Origin of the sequence: Epilithonimonas tenax DSM 16811 (assembly GCF_000428485.1) — a bacterium.
In the GTDB taxonomy this organism is placed as follows: domain Bacteria; phylum Bacteroidota; class Bacteroidia; order Flavobacteriales; family Weeksellaceae; genus Epilithonimonas; species Epilithonimonas tenax.
Window position 1 is genome coordinate 1 of the sequence record NZ_AUAA01000055.1, and the last position, 15,886, is coordinate 15,886.

The 15,886-nt window shown below is 32.0% G+C and carries 14 protein-coding genes and 2 pseudogenes; 9 read left to right on the top strand and 7 right to left on the bottom strand.

Annotated elements, in window-relative coordinates; genetic code table 11:
• The 6 genes from F564_RS0115950 to F564_RS0115975 all read right to left on the bottom strand — a co-directional run.
• A partial coding sequence (locus F564_RS0115950; RefSeq protein WP_028123494.1) for a transposase occupies positions 1 to 202 on the bottom strand: 202 nt, incomplete at its 3' end.
• Between the two features lie 85 nt (positions 203 to 287).
• Complete coding sequence (locus F564_RS20030; RefSeq protein ID WP_051259709.1) at positions 288 to 2,408, bottom strand: DUF262 domain-containing protein; 2,121 nt, start codon at positions 2,406 to 2,408, stop codon at positions 288 to 290.
• Positions 2,405 to 3,988, bottom strand: a complete 1,584-nt coding sequence (locus F564_RS0115960) for a DUF1524 domain-containing protein (protein ID WP_028123495.1) — start codon at positions 3,986 to 3,988, stop codon at positions 2,405 to 2,407. The genes F564_RS20030 and F564_RS0115960 overlap by 4 nt, the downstream gene beginning before the upstream one ends.
• Entirely contained in the window at positions 3,989 to 4,309 is a 321-nt protein-coding gene (locus F564_RS0115965; protein WP_028123496.1) for a DUF262 domain-containing protein, read from the bottom strand.
• A gap of 5 nt (positions 4,310 to 4,314) precedes the next feature.
• Positions 4,315 to 5,742, bottom strand: a complete 1,428-nt coding sequence (locus tag F564_RS19470) for a restriction endonuclease subunit S (RefSeq protein ID WP_051259710.1) — start codon at positions 5,740 to 5,742, stop codon at positions 4,315 to 4,317.
• A 3-nt stretch (positions 5,743 to 5,745) separates the two neighbouring features.
• The gene (locus F564_RS0115975; RefSeq protein WP_028123497.1) at positions 5,746 to 7,554 is read right to left on the bottom strand and encodes a type I restriction-modification system subunit M; all 1,809 of its coding nucleotides are present in this window, start codon (positions 7,552 to 7,554) and stop codon (positions 5,746 to 5,748) included.
• 758 nt (positions 7,555 to 8,312) lie between these two features.
• Between F564_RS0115975 and F564_RS21245 the strand changes: the two are divergent.
• From F564_RS21245 to F564_RS0115990, 3 genes and pseudogenes are all read left to right on the top strand, one after another.
• Positions 8,313 to 8,438, top strand: a pseudogene (locus F564_RS21245) (recombinase family protein); the annotation flags it as partial.
• A 3-nt stretch (positions 8,439 to 8,441) separates the two neighbouring features.
• Positions 8,442 to 9,152, top strand: a complete 711-nt coding sequence (locus F564_RS19475) for a zinc ribbon domain-containing protein (protein ID WP_252813548.1) — start codon at positions 8,442 to 8,444, stop codon at positions 9,150 to 9,152.
• Entirely contained in the window at positions 9,139 to 9,321 is a 183-nt protein-coding gene (locus F564_RS0115990; protein WP_028123498.1) for a hypothetical protein, read from the top strand. The genes F564_RS19475 and F564_RS0115990 overlap by 14 nt, the downstream gene beginning before the upstream one ends.
• A 680-nt stretch (positions 9,322 to 10,001) precedes the next feature.
• Here F564_RS0115990 and F564_RS0116000 read toward each other — a convergent pair.
• Entirely contained in the window at positions 10,002 to 10,799 is a 798-nt protein-coding gene (locus tag F564_RS0116000) for a DUF5694 domain-containing protein (protein ID WP_028123499.1), read from the bottom strand.
• A 430-nt stretch (positions 10,800 to 11,229) separates the two neighbouring features.
• Between F564_RS0116000 and F564_RS0116005 the strand changes: the two genes are divergently transcribed.
• The 6 genes and pseudogenes from F564_RS0116005 to F564_RS21300 form a co-directional block, all read left to right on the top strand.
• Entirely contained in the window at positions 11,230 to 12,054 is an 825-nt protein-coding gene (locus F564_RS0116005) for a sensor histidine kinase (protein WP_228373921.1), read from the top strand.
• Positions 12,045 to 12,761, top strand: coding sequence for a LytR/AlgR family response regulator transcription factor (locus tag F564_RS0116010; RefSeq protein WP_028123501.1), 717 nt, complete (start codon positions 12,045 to 12,047; stop codon positions 12,759 to 12,761). The genes F564_RS0116005 and F564_RS0116010 overlap by 10 nt, the downstream gene beginning before the upstream one ends.
• Positions 12,762 to 13,398: 637 nt before the next feature.
• Positions 13,399 to 13,722: a site-specific integrase gene (locus F564_RS0116015; RefSeq protein WP_086048149.1), complete on the top strand. Its 324-nt coding sequence runs from the start codon at positions 13,399 to 13,401 to the stop codon at positions 13,720 to 13,722.
• A gap of 16 nt (positions 13,723 to 13,738) precedes the next feature.
• A complete protein-coding gene (gene hypD, locus F564_RS0116020) occupies positions 13,739 to 14,785 on the top strand; it encodes a hydrogenase formation protein HypD (protein WP_028123503.1) in 1,047 nt (348 codons plus the stop codon).
• Between the two features lie 13 nt (positions 14,786 to 14,798).
• Complete coding sequence (locus tag F564_RS0116025; RefSeq protein ID WP_028123504.1) at positions 14,799 to 15,416, top strand: HoxN/HupN/NixA family nickel/cobalt transporter; 618 nt, start codon at positions 14,799 to 14,801, stop codon at positions 15,414 to 15,416.
• A gap of 295 nt (positions 15,417 to 15,711) precedes the next feature.
• Positions 15,712 to 15,886: pseudogene (locus F564_RS21300) on the top strand (IS982 family transposase); the annotation flags it as partial.

Sequence of the window (15,886 nt, forward strand, 5' to 3'; positions counted from 1 at the left end):
CCTGTTCAGCGGTCAATTTCAATTTACCATTTCCGGGGAAGCTTCCGGCTCCAAACTCCTCAAATTCCTTTCGCCATTTGTATAGCAAAGTCACTTTAATACCGAGTTCTCTGGCTAATTCTGATATATTATTTCTCTCTTTGCTCAATTGAACTGCTTGGGTTTTGAAAGCAGGATCATAGATTTTTCGTTCTTGTTTCATATCTTAAAATTAAGGTTTTATGCTTAACTTTTACTGGACGTTAAATTAGTATATCCACCTTTTTCGGTGGTATTGGTTATAGCCATTAGTTTAATTGTTTATAATATCCTTCGTTATATACTTTTGTTGTTTTCAGTAGATAAATATCACTACCATCCACGCAAACCCTTTTGTCTTGACAAAAGCGTAATGTACTCAATTCAGATTTTAGATATTTTAATCGCCAATCTTCTATTGTATTTATATTTTCATCAATAATCGCCTTTAATTGATTATCAAAATCTTCATAAGCCTGTAACCTTAATATAATTGATCTTAAACAAGACGATGAATGAATAAATTGGTTCCATTCATCCGTAGATTTACAAAGGTGATATCTATTCATCCCTAAACTATAAGTATAACTTTCGTAAACTTTATAATCCTCAACAGATAAAATTGCCTTTCTAAATAAATCTGAAACTTCATTTTTAAAAATTGAAATAAAAACGCTAGAAACTTTAATAAAATCATCAATATTAACAGTATCTAAATTCTCTAAATCAAAATTTATATAATCAAATGCTATTGCAATTTCACCTTTAAAAACAGGAACATTTTCCAAATCCCAAAAACTTATCTCCAGAAACTCTCGATTCAAACTATTTGGCGGATTTTTGTATAATTGAAACTTTGCCTTTTCTTCCGCCGTAAATAAACTTTTAGAAATTTTTTCTAATTCTAAAATTTTTATTGTAGACCCTTGAAGTAAGGTAGCTAATTTAATAGCATTTATACAATTTACATTGGCTGCTTTAGAAATATTATCAATCCTACTTAAGTTAAAAAGATATCTCGCAAATCTGTAAATTTCAATACTTTTAAAATCGTCGATTTCTTTTTGCTCTTTTACAAATTCTAAAATTGGAATTATTCTAAAACAATCAATCTGAGACAAATGATTTACTTTGCTTTCTGTTTTGCTATAACTTTGTAACCAATTTTGCTCAAAAAAATTACCAAGGTTTAAATCAAAATCTACATAAATATCTTTAAGCGAAGTATAATTTGAACTTGAAAAAATAAATTTAGTTGCTTCTATATACTTTTCAATTTCTATTAAATCTAGGAATTCAACTTTTAGTTTGATACCTTTTTTCTCCCATTTAATAACTTCAATAATATCTTTTTTATCAAGACTGTTTTCATTTTCATTATCAATATCAATTATTGATTTTTTTGACATTGAAATAATTTGAACCCATCGCAAAAACTCATTAAATCCCTCATCAGCATTCACATTGCTTCCTTTATTTACAAAAAAGAAATCTTGCCAGTCTTCCCATTTTTTACCCCAATATTTTTTAATTCCTGCGAGCGATTTTTCTTCTGTAAAATCTTCACGATTTGAAATTTGTGCTACATCTATATCTTTCAGCGCTCCTAATAAATCTGCTTTTATATTTTCATTATTTTGAATTTGCTCACCGCGAGCATTCATATATATGTATAATTCTTCACCTTGCTCACTAATATTGGTGTCAAAATACCAACAATCCACATAATCAAGAATGTAGTTTAAAAAATCTTTTGATTGTAACTTATTTTTTTTAACAAAACTATTTAGTGTTACATAGTTGCAAATGATCGACTGTATAGTCTTATCGTTCTTATAATCGTCAAAATACCAATATTGAGAAAATAATGCTTTACTAAAAACTGTTTCAAAATCATCCACTGCTGTGAAATCGTGATCTAAACAAAATCCAATAAAATTTTTAAAGAAATCATGTGAACTTTCTCTTACCTTAAAATCAATTTTAAGTTGCTTGTCCTTAAAATATTTATTTTTAAAATCTTCTTTTTCATCTGTAGAAATAAACAAATTAAGCAATAGAAGATAAACTGTTGTCACACGTTGTTGCCCATCTATTAAAAAATATTTCCCTTTATACTCCGCATCGTTGTAGGCATAAATAAAACCAATATTTGAAGCAAATTGTTGTTTTTTGTAGTAGTTAACGAAGAGTTTTTTAATTTCATCATTGTCGGCTGTAATATTTATTTCTTCCTTCGTAAATTTCTCATAATCATTATGCACTGAGGTAAGCAAACCTTCAACCTGTTCTTTTTTCCAGACGTAATCTCTTTGGATTTCAGGGATAATGATTTGTTCCACTTCTCGATTAACGAACAATTCTCTTATGGTATACTTCCCTGGTTTCATATTTGTTTTTTAGCTTTCAGGTTTTTAATCGTCTTTTCAATATATGTGAAGTGATTATCTGCATCTTCTTTGGTCCATTTTAAAACGCTATCTGACTTTATAATAATTTTATTAAAAATTTCGAAAGTGTGTTTTGGAACAAAACTTCCGTTTTGGATCAATTCGTTTACATTATCTCTCTTCAATTTAAACATTGCACAACCGTTTGAACTGTTATCAGGTAATGCTAATAAACTCATATTCCCCAATTTATTAACCCAAGTTTTCTGTAATGCTTTGTAATATATTTCTTTTTCATCGTCTGTTCTTTCAGGTAAACTTAATACTCTTTTTACCTCTTGAATATGCTCATAATCTTCGCCAATCATATTCAAAATTTCCTGCTTTTCTTCATTATTTAAAATATGATTGCTGCCTCTCCATTTTCCTTCTGGACTTTGTGGAAATATATGTTCTAACGACCAATTATTTTTTACTCGGAAATTATAAAAATCAAAACGTACTTCAGTTTTTTCTTTAGCTGTTTCGAAAACATTTAATGCCAATAATACTTTATGGATTTGCGTGTTATATTCACCTCCATATTTCAACTCATCAATATTAATTGGTAAATGTTTATTCCTATCTTTTATTAGTTCAGAAAAAAGCTTTTCTTTAGACCAGTGAATAGTTTTGGTTAAATAGTTTATTTTATTTTCACCGCTTCCTTCCACAAAAAATAGATAACCCATAAGATTATAAATCTGATCATTCTGAAAACGGTCTTTTAGGATTAGAAAGATTTCTTTTAGTTTTATTAAGAGTTCTAAACTAGAATTATTGTTTTTGGTTTCTGCGTGAAAATAATTAAATAATAAAAATTTACTATCCTTTATTTCAATATCTTTATTAAAAGTCATAGATAATAACAAAAATAGCAAAGCTTTTTCTTGGGAAATTTTCTCTTTGCTATCATTAATTTCTCTCCCAATTCTTTCATTAAAACTTTTTTCGGTAAATGTTTTATTGTTATTTGAAAAGAAAAAATGTTTTACTTTTTTATCATTTACCCAAGTTGCTATTTCATCCCATTGCCTTCCTAAAGCTGTTCTAATTTCAAGTATTTCTCGAAAATGCTTTTGTTTTGTATTTTCAGAACTATGTCTTGCTGCTTTTGTGAGCAATAATCCTTTAATTAATTCCGCTTCGGTAAGTGGCACTTTGTTGCTATTCAGATTTCTAAAAACACGTTCACTATCAATATGCGGTTCTACTTCATTCACTATTATTTTTACGTAGTTTAAAATAAAGTCGGCGAATTCTTTTAATTTTTGCAAACCATCAATTACAGGTAAACCTTCATCATCTTTATCTATTTTTTCATCACAAAATTTATAGATGTACTGCGCTGCACTATGTAAATAAAAGATATCTTGATTATTTTTAAATTCACCTTGAATATGCAATCCCCTTTCTTCATATTTAGCTTGTACAAATGCTATCAATTTATCTCTTTCGTAAATATATTCTTTGAAAAAATCTAATCTTATCGCATAATCTAATTTGTCTTTAACTACATTGTCTTCATTATCTAGTAGCATCTATAAAACAGACAGCAAAATAGAAAACGTAGTAAGTCTTTGTTGCCCATCGATAACTTCAAGATGATTTTCTTTTACAATCTTCTTTACCGTAATGTATTGCATATAATACTCTTTGCGGTTGCTATTTTCGGAACTTTGAAATGCTTCCCACAAATCATTCATTAAAACCGGCACTGCATCCGTAGGTTTTACAGATGCCCATTTGTAACCACGTTGATACGCAGGAATATGGTATTTAGCAGCATCATATTGTCCCAAACAACCTTCATTAGAATCGGTGCTGAAAATATTTTTTATATTGAATACTAACTCTTTCATTTCTACTAATTTTCAATTCCCATTTCCTCCCCATCTTCCGCCACCAAACCCATTTCCTCTTCCATTTCTGCGTATTCTTTGTCTTCTTCAAAAGACGGCACATTATATTCCCGCACATCTATTTTCCCGGTAACTGCTTCTGCAATGAGAGCTGTTCTGTATTCCTGCACCAAAGCGATTTCTTTTTCTATGGTGGCAATGGTTTTTGTGATGATGGCAGTTTCTTTTTCGATGTGGGAAACAATGGCAGTTTGTTCGGAAAGTGGTGGAATTGAAGTATAAATTGTTTTTAAATCATTGACGTTGAATCTATAAACTTTTACTCCTGTCGCGTACTTTTTAAGTTCTTTTGCAAACTCTTTAGTAGAATAATACAAATATTTTCCATTGACATTATTCATTGGTTTTAGTAAAATCTGTTCTCCTCCTATTAAACCTAAATCATTTCTATTGTAAAAAACGGAATGTCCTAAATCCTCAATTGTTTCTGATGTTGAAATAAAAATAATATCTCCGTGATTAACAATTTGAGATTCTTTGTAAAACTCATCGTTAACGTAGAAATTAAATTTTTCATCTACTTCATTAACTTTGTAAGTCTTCCCATATTGCAAAGCCACATAATTACCATTGCTTAATAATTCATCTTTCTTGAAAGTTGAATTTCCTCTTACCAAATCACAAACACCTGTAATTTTTACAACTTCCCAATGCTCCGGAATATCTCCCAACCATTCTATTCCGCTGGATTTCATTTTGGCTTTTGGGTTTAAACCTTTGGTTACGGCATCATTGATGATTGCTGCTTTCTGTTCGTTCAACAGTTTGATCAATTGCTTTTTCTTAAAAATAAAACGGTCTATTTTGGCAGTTTTGTAATCTAGGAAATTGGCAATGGCAGTTTGTTCGGAAAGTGGTGGAATTGAAGTATAAATTGTTTTTAAATCATTGACGTTGAATCTATAAACTTTTACTCCTGTTGCGTACTTTTTAAGTTCTTTTGCAAACTCTTTTGTAGAATAATACAAATATTTTCCATTGACATTATTCTTTGGTTTTAATAAAATCTGTTCTCCACCTAATAAACCTAAATCATTTCTATTGTAAAAAACTGAATGTCCTAAATCCTCAATTGTTTCTGATGTTGAAATAAAAATAATATTTCCGTGATTAACAATTTGAGATTCTTTGTAAAACTCATCGTTAACGTAGAAATTAAATTTTTCATCTACTTCATTGACTTTGTAAGTCTTTCCGTATTGCAAAGCCACATATTTACCACTATTTAGTAGTTCATCTTTTTTAAAAGTTGAATTTCCTCTTAACAGTTCAGAAACACCTGTAATTTTGACAATTCCCCAATGTTTGGGAATTACACCTAACCGAGCAATTCCAGAATCTTTGTATGTTGAGTACGGTTTTATAACTTTCATTAATTAATTAATTATTTCTTTCAATAAACCATCTGTTTCTTGCTCCAATAATAGAATATCTGCTGCAATATCTTTTAAAGGTCGCAAACCTTCGTATTGGTAAAAATATTTATTAAAAGCAATTTCGTAGCCCACTTTCATTTTGGTTTTATCATACCACGCATCTGGCGCAAAAGGCAAAACTTCTTTTTTAAAATAATCTGCAATGCTTTCTTTCATTGGCACATTTTCTATGTCTTTCAAACTGCTGTCGCTTTTTGGCTTGCCTTTGCTGTCGGTTATTATTTTACCGTTCTCATCTTTTTCCGGTTGATGTACGGTGATTTGGTAAAAGCCAAAATCGTCATTATCAAATATTTTACTGTATTCGTTTTCTTCAAAATCAAAATACATTTCCTGTATCGCTTCAATATGTTGGGTAGTCAACTCATTTCTTTTACTACCCAAACTTTTCCGCATTTTCTGGAAAAACGCTGCCGAAGAAGCATTAATGAGTTGCACTTTTCCTTTTCGCTTTTCTTCTTTCACATTGCTGATGAACCAAACGTAGGTCGCAATTCCCGTATTGTAAAAAATATCGTTGGGCAATTGTACAATACATTCCAACAAATCATTTTCGATAATGTATTGACGAATGCCACTTTCGCCACTTCCGGCATCACCTGTAAAAAGCGCAGAACCATTGTGTACAGAAGCAATTCTGCTTCCGCCATCTTTCGGGTCTTTCATTTTAGAAAGCATATGAAGCATAAACATCAATTGTCCATCATTGCTTCTGCTCGTTAAACACGTCACTTCCGGTTCGCCTTTAAAATTTCTAATAGGAAGATTAAAACGTTGGTCAACGATGCTGATTTTCTTTTCTGTTCCTACATTCAGATTTTCCTGATCCTGTTTCCAGGTGGTTCCATACGGCGGATTGGTGAGCATGAAATTGAATTTCAAATCGGGATCAAAACCATATTCACTTAGCGTAGAACCAAATTTTATTTTATCGGGATCTTCACCTTTCAACAACATATCCGATTTACAAACGGCATACATTTCGCCCGTATTTTCCTGTCCGTACAAATGGAAAGAGGCAGTAGATTTTATTTCCCCTTCCGGATTGGTGGCGAATAATTTAGATTGTGTAAGCATTGCACCAGAACCCGCACAAGGATCGTACACCAAAAAAGTTCCCTGCTGTATTTTATCTTTTACCGGCAGATAAACCAAATGCGTCATCAACTCAATAATTTCTCTGGGCGTAAAATGTCGTCCTGCAGCAGCATTGGTTTTTTCGTTGAATCTTCTAATTAAATCTTCAAACATATAACCCATCGCCATTGGCGAAATTTTGTCTGGACTTAATTCCACTTTTGGATTACAGAATTTTTCAATTAACGCAAAAGTGATTCCGGTACTTTGAAAAGTTTCAAGCTGGTTTCTAAACTTGAACTTGGTAATGATATCCTGTACATTTTCAGAAAAGCCATCGAGGTAATCTAAGAAATTGGCATCGATGTTTTTAGGATCATTCAACAACATTCTCATGGTGTAAGGTGACGTGTTGTAAAACGCCAAACCCGACCCATGTTGGTCACTGGTTAAAAGTCCGTAAAGATTATCAATTTTACTTTTGTATTCCTCAAATGTATTTTGAACGCGATTTTTGGTCGGTTCCAAAGCCAAGTCGAGGCGACGCAAAACCGTCATTGGCAGAATGACATCTTGGTATTGATTTTCTAGAAATTTATTGATTAAAACATCATCGGCAACAGTCCAGATGAAATTGATGATAGGTTGAAGAGATTGGGTATTAAGGCTCATGTATATTTTTTATGTGCTTAAAAAATGATATTTTTTGAATATCATTTTAAAACTGTTAAATTTAAGGAAACAATCCTAAGTAAAAAAAAGGGAAACCGTAAATTGTGAAAATAATTCGAATGCTATTTTTAGCGCTTAATGACTATGGATTCTCGATATTTTAAAACCTGAAACGTACTTCAACCCAACTATTTGAACACTTTCGAGAAACCGCTGTTTGCAAACCATAGAACGAAGGCGTTTGCAAATAAAACGGTTTCGAAATCATTCAGTTGTCAGTGTTTTGCTGGCAATTTAATTTCATTTTCTACCACTTCAAAAAGTGCTTGTCGAAATTTACTGTTTGGAAAATTGATCAATGGTTTCGATTGATTCCATCCTATTAGAATTCAATTTTGTTTCGATATTTTTTGTTTTAGAATACAAAGATGAAAACTAGCTACGCCGAAATGTGGCATAGTCGAGCGTTTTAAACAAAAAAATTCCCCAAGTTTTCACTCGGGGAAATTCTATTGTTTCAGTTTTAACACTGTTTATTACTTCACTTCTTCAACGCTTTTACAAAGTAAAAAGGGAAAAACCACTGATAAAAGTGACTTTTCCCTTAAAGTGACCTCAGCGGTGCATTTCCCGAACACTTTTGTGGAAGATTTGAATAAGCTTGCTAAACTATCATCAATCAATTATTAAAATAATTTCTTAAAAATCAAGTTAAAAATTTTTATTAATAGATATAACAACGGTCACAATCACACTTTTTCCGGATTTTGCGCAATCCAATTTATTGTGGACTCATATCCGTCAAACTTAATTCTAATGAAAGACAGATAGTAAGGGGATTACATGAACCACTAATATCTGAGTCTTTATTTGATCAAGTTCAGTCTGTGATTAATACAAAACGAAAAACGACAGCTAAAAGAGATGATTTAAAAGAAATGTTTTTTCTTCGAGGCTTTTTAACTTGTCCTGTTTGTGGTCGAAAACTTACCGGGAGTTTTTCAAAAGGTAAGCAGAATAGATATCCCTATTACCATTGCCATAATCGTTGTAAAATTAGAATTGGTGCAGTTTTACTTAATAACTGTTATCAAAATAAACTTCAAGAATTAATACTAGCAGATAACGCGATGGAGTTGTTTAAGAATATTTTGGAAGATCAGAATATAAAGACTCAGAAAGCGAGTTATTTCTATGCTCAACAATTAGTGGACAGAAAGATAAAAGAGGAAAAATTAACGCTTTCTCGAGGCAGGAAATTATTTATAGCAGGAATATTAAAAATCGATGATTACAATGAATTAAAACAAGAAAGTCAAATCAACACAAAAAATCTGAAGAAAGAAGAGCGTGACATTACTATTAATTTAAGAGTAATCGATAAAATGAATCAAATGGAAAATAAGACATTTCGTGAGATTTTCCAAAAATTTGTCGAGTTTGATACTTCAGATAAAAAGCATCTTGTGAATCTTATTCCTCCTGTTGATATTGATTATAAAACTGGAGACCTTTCATTAGAACTTAAGCCAGCATTTTCAAAAATATTATCAAAAAAAAGTAATCGAAAAAACAATAGGAAAAATGAATTTCATTGATAGAAATGTTTCAGTAGAACAAGCGATTATTATTCTGGCCAAGAATGGTATTCAGGTAAATGAGAAAGAAGCTAAGGATATATTAGAATTGCTATATTTAGTAGCAAAAACCTACAATAAGTCAAAAGAGAAAAAAAGCTCTAACCTTAAGGAGATTTCGAACTCTTAATGATTGTAGATTAGAAGCCTATTGTGGCACTTTCAGACTGTTTATTTCAAACAGACTAAGCTTTTTACGTTTAAAATATCGAACACAAAACATCAGATTATAAAGATTTGAAAAATAAGCATTTATGTGTAAAAAAAGGAGACAACTAATAAATAGTTGTCTCCTTAAGTGCGCAGAGGTGCAATTTTCGAATACTTTTATCAAGGATTTGGAAATTTTATCAAGTCTTGCATCATTATAATAATTAGATAGAAATTAAATCGAAAATTAGACTCAGAGACACGCAGTGCTGGCTTATAAGTCAGTATAAATACATTAGGAAAAGACATTATTTGTTTCCTTATCCGTTACATACGAATGTATAGGTCAGCAAATGTCATAAAAATAACTTTTAAATTGGAGGAAATAGAGAAAATAATACAAAGACTATTATGGTAATCTTGAAAAATTAATTAAACTTCATTATCGATAGTCAGGTTGATCAGAAGCCAAGAGATTTATTTGGGTTATAAATCTATAAAAAATCGCCGCTAAAAGCAGGTTTTTCCCATTTTTGCTTTCAGAAGCGGATTTATTTTTTGATTCTTCAACAGAAATTTTTCTAAATTCTTTGAACAACTTACTCAATCCCCAAAATGAGTTTTCAAATTTATTAATTTCTTGAACATAACATCAGTAAATTAAAGTATGTCTTTCAATTCTACAATTTCAAATTCAGGATCAAACTTGATAAATTCACGTAACATCGCAATATGACCTGCGCCAAGAATTACCATTACTTTATCATCTTTGACTTCTGTTAACTTTTGGACTAATGCATACATATACAGATTTCTTCTGTACCATTCGGACACTAAAAAGGCTCCCGCAAAATTATCTTTTTTGCCACCTCTGCTGGCATTGCCAAAATACCATTGCATACTAAAATCATTAGATCGTTTTGTATTAAAATCCAGCAACAATTCTCTTAAAGATAAAGCTGCCATCTTTTTATTCTGAGCACTTTCATAAGCTTTCATCGTAGTTACCCCTTCTTCGACCAAACCCACCTGACCAGCAATTTTCATTTGGGTAATCAGGCTGTCATAAGGAAAACTTGTTTCTTTATAATCAACACCATATAATTTAGGATGTTTTAACTTTTTAGCACTTCTCAGCGCAATTTGTACCAGTTCATTTGCGTCTTTTTTCATCAAACTGTCCAAATTTTTACAATAAAGATCATCCAACTTATCTTGTTTTCTATAGTCCCACTCAACAAAAATCTTGGCAGGAGCGAACTTAGCGATGCTGTTGCTGATACTTTCCAATTCTTGTTGGCTTTTGTCAGACATCACATTAAATGTATTTACTTTAGCAACGTCAAGTCCTGGATTTCTGAAATGAAAAGTTCCGATAACTAAAATCTGTTTCTTTTTTGTTTGTGAAAATACAGGATTTAAACAGGCACAAAGCAGCATCAATAATAAGGTTCTCATAAATAATAAAATTTCGGCTAAGATAGACTGGCCTCAATTAACGGAAAATAAAATTTGACCAACGCTGTTATTTGATATATGAACAGTATAGATCAGCCATACAGAGTTTTCGTATATGATAATTGCTGCTTTTACCTTTTAAAACTACCAATTCATATAATTTTTGCAATACTTCTATTTTGGAATTGTATTTTTACTTCTGCTTATGAAAACAATGCCTCCGTTTTATTATCATCTTTTTCTTTTTGCGGGTCTGATTTTTGTTTTTGTACTATGGAATACCGGAATCAGACAAACCAGCCTCACTGTCAACTTTTCCTCACCCATCATTTGGTTCTCCACAAGCTATATAGTCAGTATATTTCTGACTTACTGCTTTGGCTTTTATGTATTTTCCAATTTACTGTATAGAAGAAAATATTTGCTTTATATGGTATCAATACCGGTAAGTCTCTTGTTCTTTGTTTGTAGCCGGTATTTGCTTGAAGAAGTTATCATTTACAATATCAGCGGAATACATAATTATTCTGCTAAATTACTGAACATCCGATACTATGTTACAGACAATTTTTTATTTGGATTACCGGCTGTAATTTTAAGCACACTTTATTTTTTGTTATGGCAGTTTCTGGCCTATCAGCGTCATTACCAACAGTTACAACTGGAAAATCAAAAAGCACAGTTTGATATGCTTAGATCACAAGTCAGTCCTCATTTTCTTTTTAACACATTGAATTCTTTTTATAGTGATTGGATAGAAAAGGATCAAAAAACAGCAGCAGACCTGCTTACACTGACCAATTTACTTAGATATGTGATCACCGAAAATGATAAAGAATATGTTATGCTTTCTGATGAGCTGGATTTTTTGAAGAACTACGTAAAGCTGCAGAAGAAAAGATTTGAAGATCAGCTTTTCATTGATTTTTTAGTTACCGGAAACTGTAGTGACCACACCATTCTTCCCTCTACACTCATTCAATTGACAGAAAATTTATTTAAATATGGGAAGCTTAATGACCCTACCAACAGGGCTATGATAAATATTACAATAAATGATGACTCTTTAACAATGGTTACCTCTAATTTGATAGTAAATGGTGAAAACTATTATTCAACAGGGACAGGATTTAAGAATCTTAAAAAACGGCTTGACTATGCCTATAAAGAGAATTTCACTTTCGATCACGATGTTAAAAATGATATATTTACAACTGTTTTAAAAATCACTCTAGATAATAAGCCATGGCCTTAAAATGCATTATCGTTGATGACGAACCACCTGCTATCCGTATTTTAGAAGGCTATATTGCAAAGACAGATACATTGGAAAGAACTGCTGTTTTCACAGACTCACTCAAGGCACTTGAATTTCTAAACAGCAATATTGTAGATGTTGTTTTTCTGGATATTCAGATGCCACAACTTACAGGGATACAGCTCTCAAGAATTATTTCCAAGAATATCAATATTATCTTTACTACTGCCTATCCTAATTTTGCACTTGAAGGATTTGAACTGAACGCAAAAGATTATTTACTAAAGCCAATTGCTTTTGAAAGATTTTGCCAGGCAATTTCAAAATTGGCACCACCTCCAATATCTGAAGAGAAAAAGGATCACTTGGATTTCCTATTCATTAAAACACAAGGGAAAAATAAGTATGTCAAGGTCAATGTGGATGACATCCTGTATATCACATCTTTGCAGAACTACATATGTCTGCACACTCATCATAAAAAAATAATCACCTACACCTCACTTAAAAACATTCTGTCTGCATTACCAGAAGATTTTTTGCAGATACATAAATCTCATATTGTATCTCTAAAACAGATCAGCAATATCGATAATTTATCAGTAATGATAGGCGACAAGGAACTTCCAATAGGTAACACTTATAAGGATTCTTTTTTTGAAAAAATCCGTAAAAATGCAAATTCAATTTACAATGCAGAATAAATATACATATTGATTGAAAAGAAATTCGATGTTGTTTTCCTTTGCTCATAGTTGGGGCTAAAACTGATCACAGGATATAGAGTTTTATCCATTGTGGGAAATGAAATAATACACTTTAACCTTTGGAAAATTCATACAATAACAAGACCTTATTCACAATTCACATTGCATCAAATACATCCTCTTCCATTTAGTTACGGTATTTCTACTCACATGGAAATGGTTTGCGAGCTGGGTATTATTTAATTTGTAACCTGAGTTCGATTTATAAATTACTGTAAAAACATCAATAGAGGCGGGCTTTAGCCCGTCTAATGATGAAGATTTCAAATTGGTTTTAGCCAAAACTTACTTTAAATTTTGGCTAAAGCCAATTATTTGATTCATTTTATCATCGGGCTAAAGCCCGACGCAATTGATTAAATCACATTTAACTTATAATCAATTAGTTATTAAAGTAATAACAATCGAACTCAGGTTTGTATTTTTTTTGATAATCCAGAATTTGTAAGATATCAGATCTGCTAGAAGAACTATGTCCCTGGTTAAAATCATTGATCTGCTTATCAGCTAAGCCGAAGATCTTTTTTATTGAGCTCGATGATATCCAATACCGATAAGTTCTCTTTATCCAATAATGGATATACAGAACTATAACCAACAGATCAAACACATCGCAAAACTTGCCAGCCTCAACAATCTCATCAAAGCCAGCATGCGGATCGGTTATCGTACCAAAGATGTAGATGCAGAAAAATGGGAAATACTTTCCAGCCATATAGGAAGACGTAGTTTTGCTTCTAATTTCTATGGAAAGATCCCGACACCGCTTTTGATGGAGGCTACCGGACACAGCACGGAACAAATATTTTTGAGGTACATTAATCCTATAGATAATGATCGTATCCTATCTTTGAGTAATTATTTTGACAAGATGTATGAGGAAAGACTAGTTAGCTAACTATTTTAAGAGAGAATTGGCTATCCACTACTTGGACGAAATCGAAAAAACAGCCACAAAACCTTGGAACATCATGGAAATGTGTGGAGGGCAAACCCATTCTCTTGTAAAAAATGGACTTCTGGGATTACTCCCAAAAAATGTGAGAATGATACACGGTCCCGGTTGCCCTGTATGTGTAACACCTATTTCACTGATAGACAAAGCCGTATCTCTAATGGAAAAAGGTATCATCATGTGTTCTTTTGGCGATATGGTACGCGTGCCAGGAAGTACAAAATCTCTTTTAGATGCTAAAGCAGAAGGTGGCGACCTTAGAATATTATACTCTCCTCTGGAAGCTGTAAAAATAGCTGAACAAAATCCAGATAAAGAAGTTGTCTTTTTTGCTGTTGGTTTTGAAACTACCGCTCCTAGTAATGCTCTGAGTGTTGTTCATGCTCAAAAATTAGGTCTCAAAAATTTCTCATTACTGGTATCTCACGTTCTGGCAATCCCTGCAATGGAATCTATTTTAGATGATGAGCTTTGCAACATACAAGCTTTTCTTGGGCCAGGACACGTCTGTACAATAATGGGATTAATAGATTATCGCCCACTTGCTGAACAATATCAAATTCCGATTGTCATTGCAGGATTTGAACCAGTAGACCTTTTACGTGCAATATATCACACTGTTTCTCAACTGGAAAAAGGAGAATACAAAGTAGAAAACTGCTACGAAAGATTGGTTAAAGAAGAAGGAAATACCAGGGCAAAAGAAGTCGTAAATCACATTTTTGAGATTGGTGACCAAGAATGGAGAGGTATGGGCATAATCCCAAATAGTGGAATGGTAATGAAAGAACAATTCTGGATGTTTGATGCTTCCAGAAAATTTGATATTGAAACCTCACAACCCAAACTGCAAAGTAATTGCATCGTAGGCGAGATTCTCCGAGGTCTGAAAAAACCTTTTGAATGTCCCGAATTTGCCAAAGGCTGTAACCCAACCCATCCCCATGGTGCTCCAATGGTCTCATCGGAAGGTGCTTGTGCTGCTTATTACCATTATTCAAGATAAATAAAAAGGAAAAATGATAAAATTACTACTTACAATATATGCAGGTCTGGAACATGCTTTTGAGCCAGATCATTTGGTTGCCGTGAACACATTGGTGTCTGAACGAGACAACTTAAAACAATCATTAAAAGATGGAATCTACTGGGGAATTGGTCATACAACCACCATATTTTTCGTTGGTATCATAATGATTATATTCAAGATGAATATTGGTGAAGATGTCTTTCGGAATTTTGAAGCTTTTGTAGGATTGATGTTAATTACCTTGGGAGTCTTCCGAATATTGAAAATGTTCTATCCTAATATCAGATTGACTTCCCAGCATTCCCACACTTTGCATCGCGCCGCATTTGGAGTAGGCTCCATTCATGGATTAGCAGGAAGTGGCGCTTTGGTGATTATGGTAATTACTCAAATAAAATCTCCTGTTGATAGCTTTATTTACCTTATTATTTTTGGACTAGGATCAATTATCGGAATGTTTCTCGCATCATATTTGTTTAGTATTCCCTATACAAAAAACTTATTAAAATCAAAAAAAGCTCTGCGGATACTAATTATATCATCCTCATTATTATGTATTTTTTACGGTATAAATGTAATAGCAAATTTTTTAAAAAATCACGCATAATTTAAGTCGGTCATATAAAAACAATTTGACACCATTAATTTTTAATTTTTTTCTTTCTCTCTTTTGCTCCTAACACACATTTGCGAACTTTATCATTCATAGCTTCAAATGCATCAGTAACCGGTTTGTCAGTTTCATAATAGTTGAAAATTAATGGATCCAAAAAATTCATTCACTAAATTGAGACCACTAGTAGCAACGCGAAAATAATAACTATACCCGTAGTGCATTATAAAAAAGGTTACTCATAATACGAAAATTTCGTATATTGTATTGACTATCAATCTAATACGTTATGAATAACCTAGATGCAATTTACGATTTTATTTTAAAGGAATTAAGAAAATTAACCATCAAAGAAAATTTTTATTTCAAACCAATTAAACCAAAATTATCTGATTTAGAGCTCATTGCAATAAATATTTCTGCGGAATATTTATCGATAGATTCAGAATATCAGTTGTTTAGAT

What these genes read in the sequence shown, in the direction of transcription:
- F564_RS0116010 (WP_028123501.1), top strand. Translation starts at nt 12,045, where the DNA reads ATGGCCTTAAAATGCATTATCGTTGATGACGAACCACCTGCTATCCGT.
- F564_RS0116000 (WP_028123499.1), bottom strand. Translation starts at nt 10,799, where the DNA reads ATGAGAACCTTATTATTGATGCTGCTTTGTGCCTGTTTAAATCCTGTA.
- F564_RS0115990 (WP_028123498.1), top strand. Translation starts at nt 9,139, where the DNA reads ATGAATTTCATTGATAGAAATGTTTCAGTAGAACAAGCGATTATTATT.
- F564_RS0116015 (WP_086048149.1), top strand. Translation starts at nt 13,399, where the DNA reads ATGGATATACAGAACTATAACCAACAGATCAAACACATCGCAAAACTT.
- F564_RS0115960 (WP_028123495.1), bottom strand. Translation starts at nt 3,988, where the DNA reads ATGCTACTAGATAATGAAGACAATGTAGTTAAAGACAAATTAGATTAT.
- F564_RS0116005 (WP_228373921.1), top strand. Translation starts at nt 11,230, where the DNA reads ATGGTATCAATACCGGTAAGTCTCTTGTTCTTTGTTTGTAGCCGGTAT.
- F564_RS20030 (WP_051259709.1), bottom strand. Translation starts at nt 2,408, where the DNA reads ATGAAACCAGGGAAGTATACCATAAGAGAATTGTTCGTTAATCGAGAA.
- F564_RS0115975 (WP_028123497.1), bottom strand. Translation starts at nt 7,554, where the DNA reads ATGAGCCTTAATACCCAATCTCTTCAACCTATCATCAATTTCATCTGG.
- F564_RS0115965 (WP_028123496.1), bottom strand. Translation starts at nt 4,309, where the DNA reads ATGAAAGAGTTAGTATTCAATATAAAAAATATTTTCAGCACCGATTCT.
- F564_RS19470 (WP_051259710.1), bottom strand. Translation starts at nt 5,742, where the DNA reads ATGAAAGTTATAAAACCGTACTCAACATACAAAGATTCTGGAATTGCT.
- F564_RS0116025 (WP_028123504.1), top strand. Translation starts at nt 14,799, where the DNA reads ATGATAAAATTACTACTTACAATATATGCAGGTCTGGAACATGCTTTT.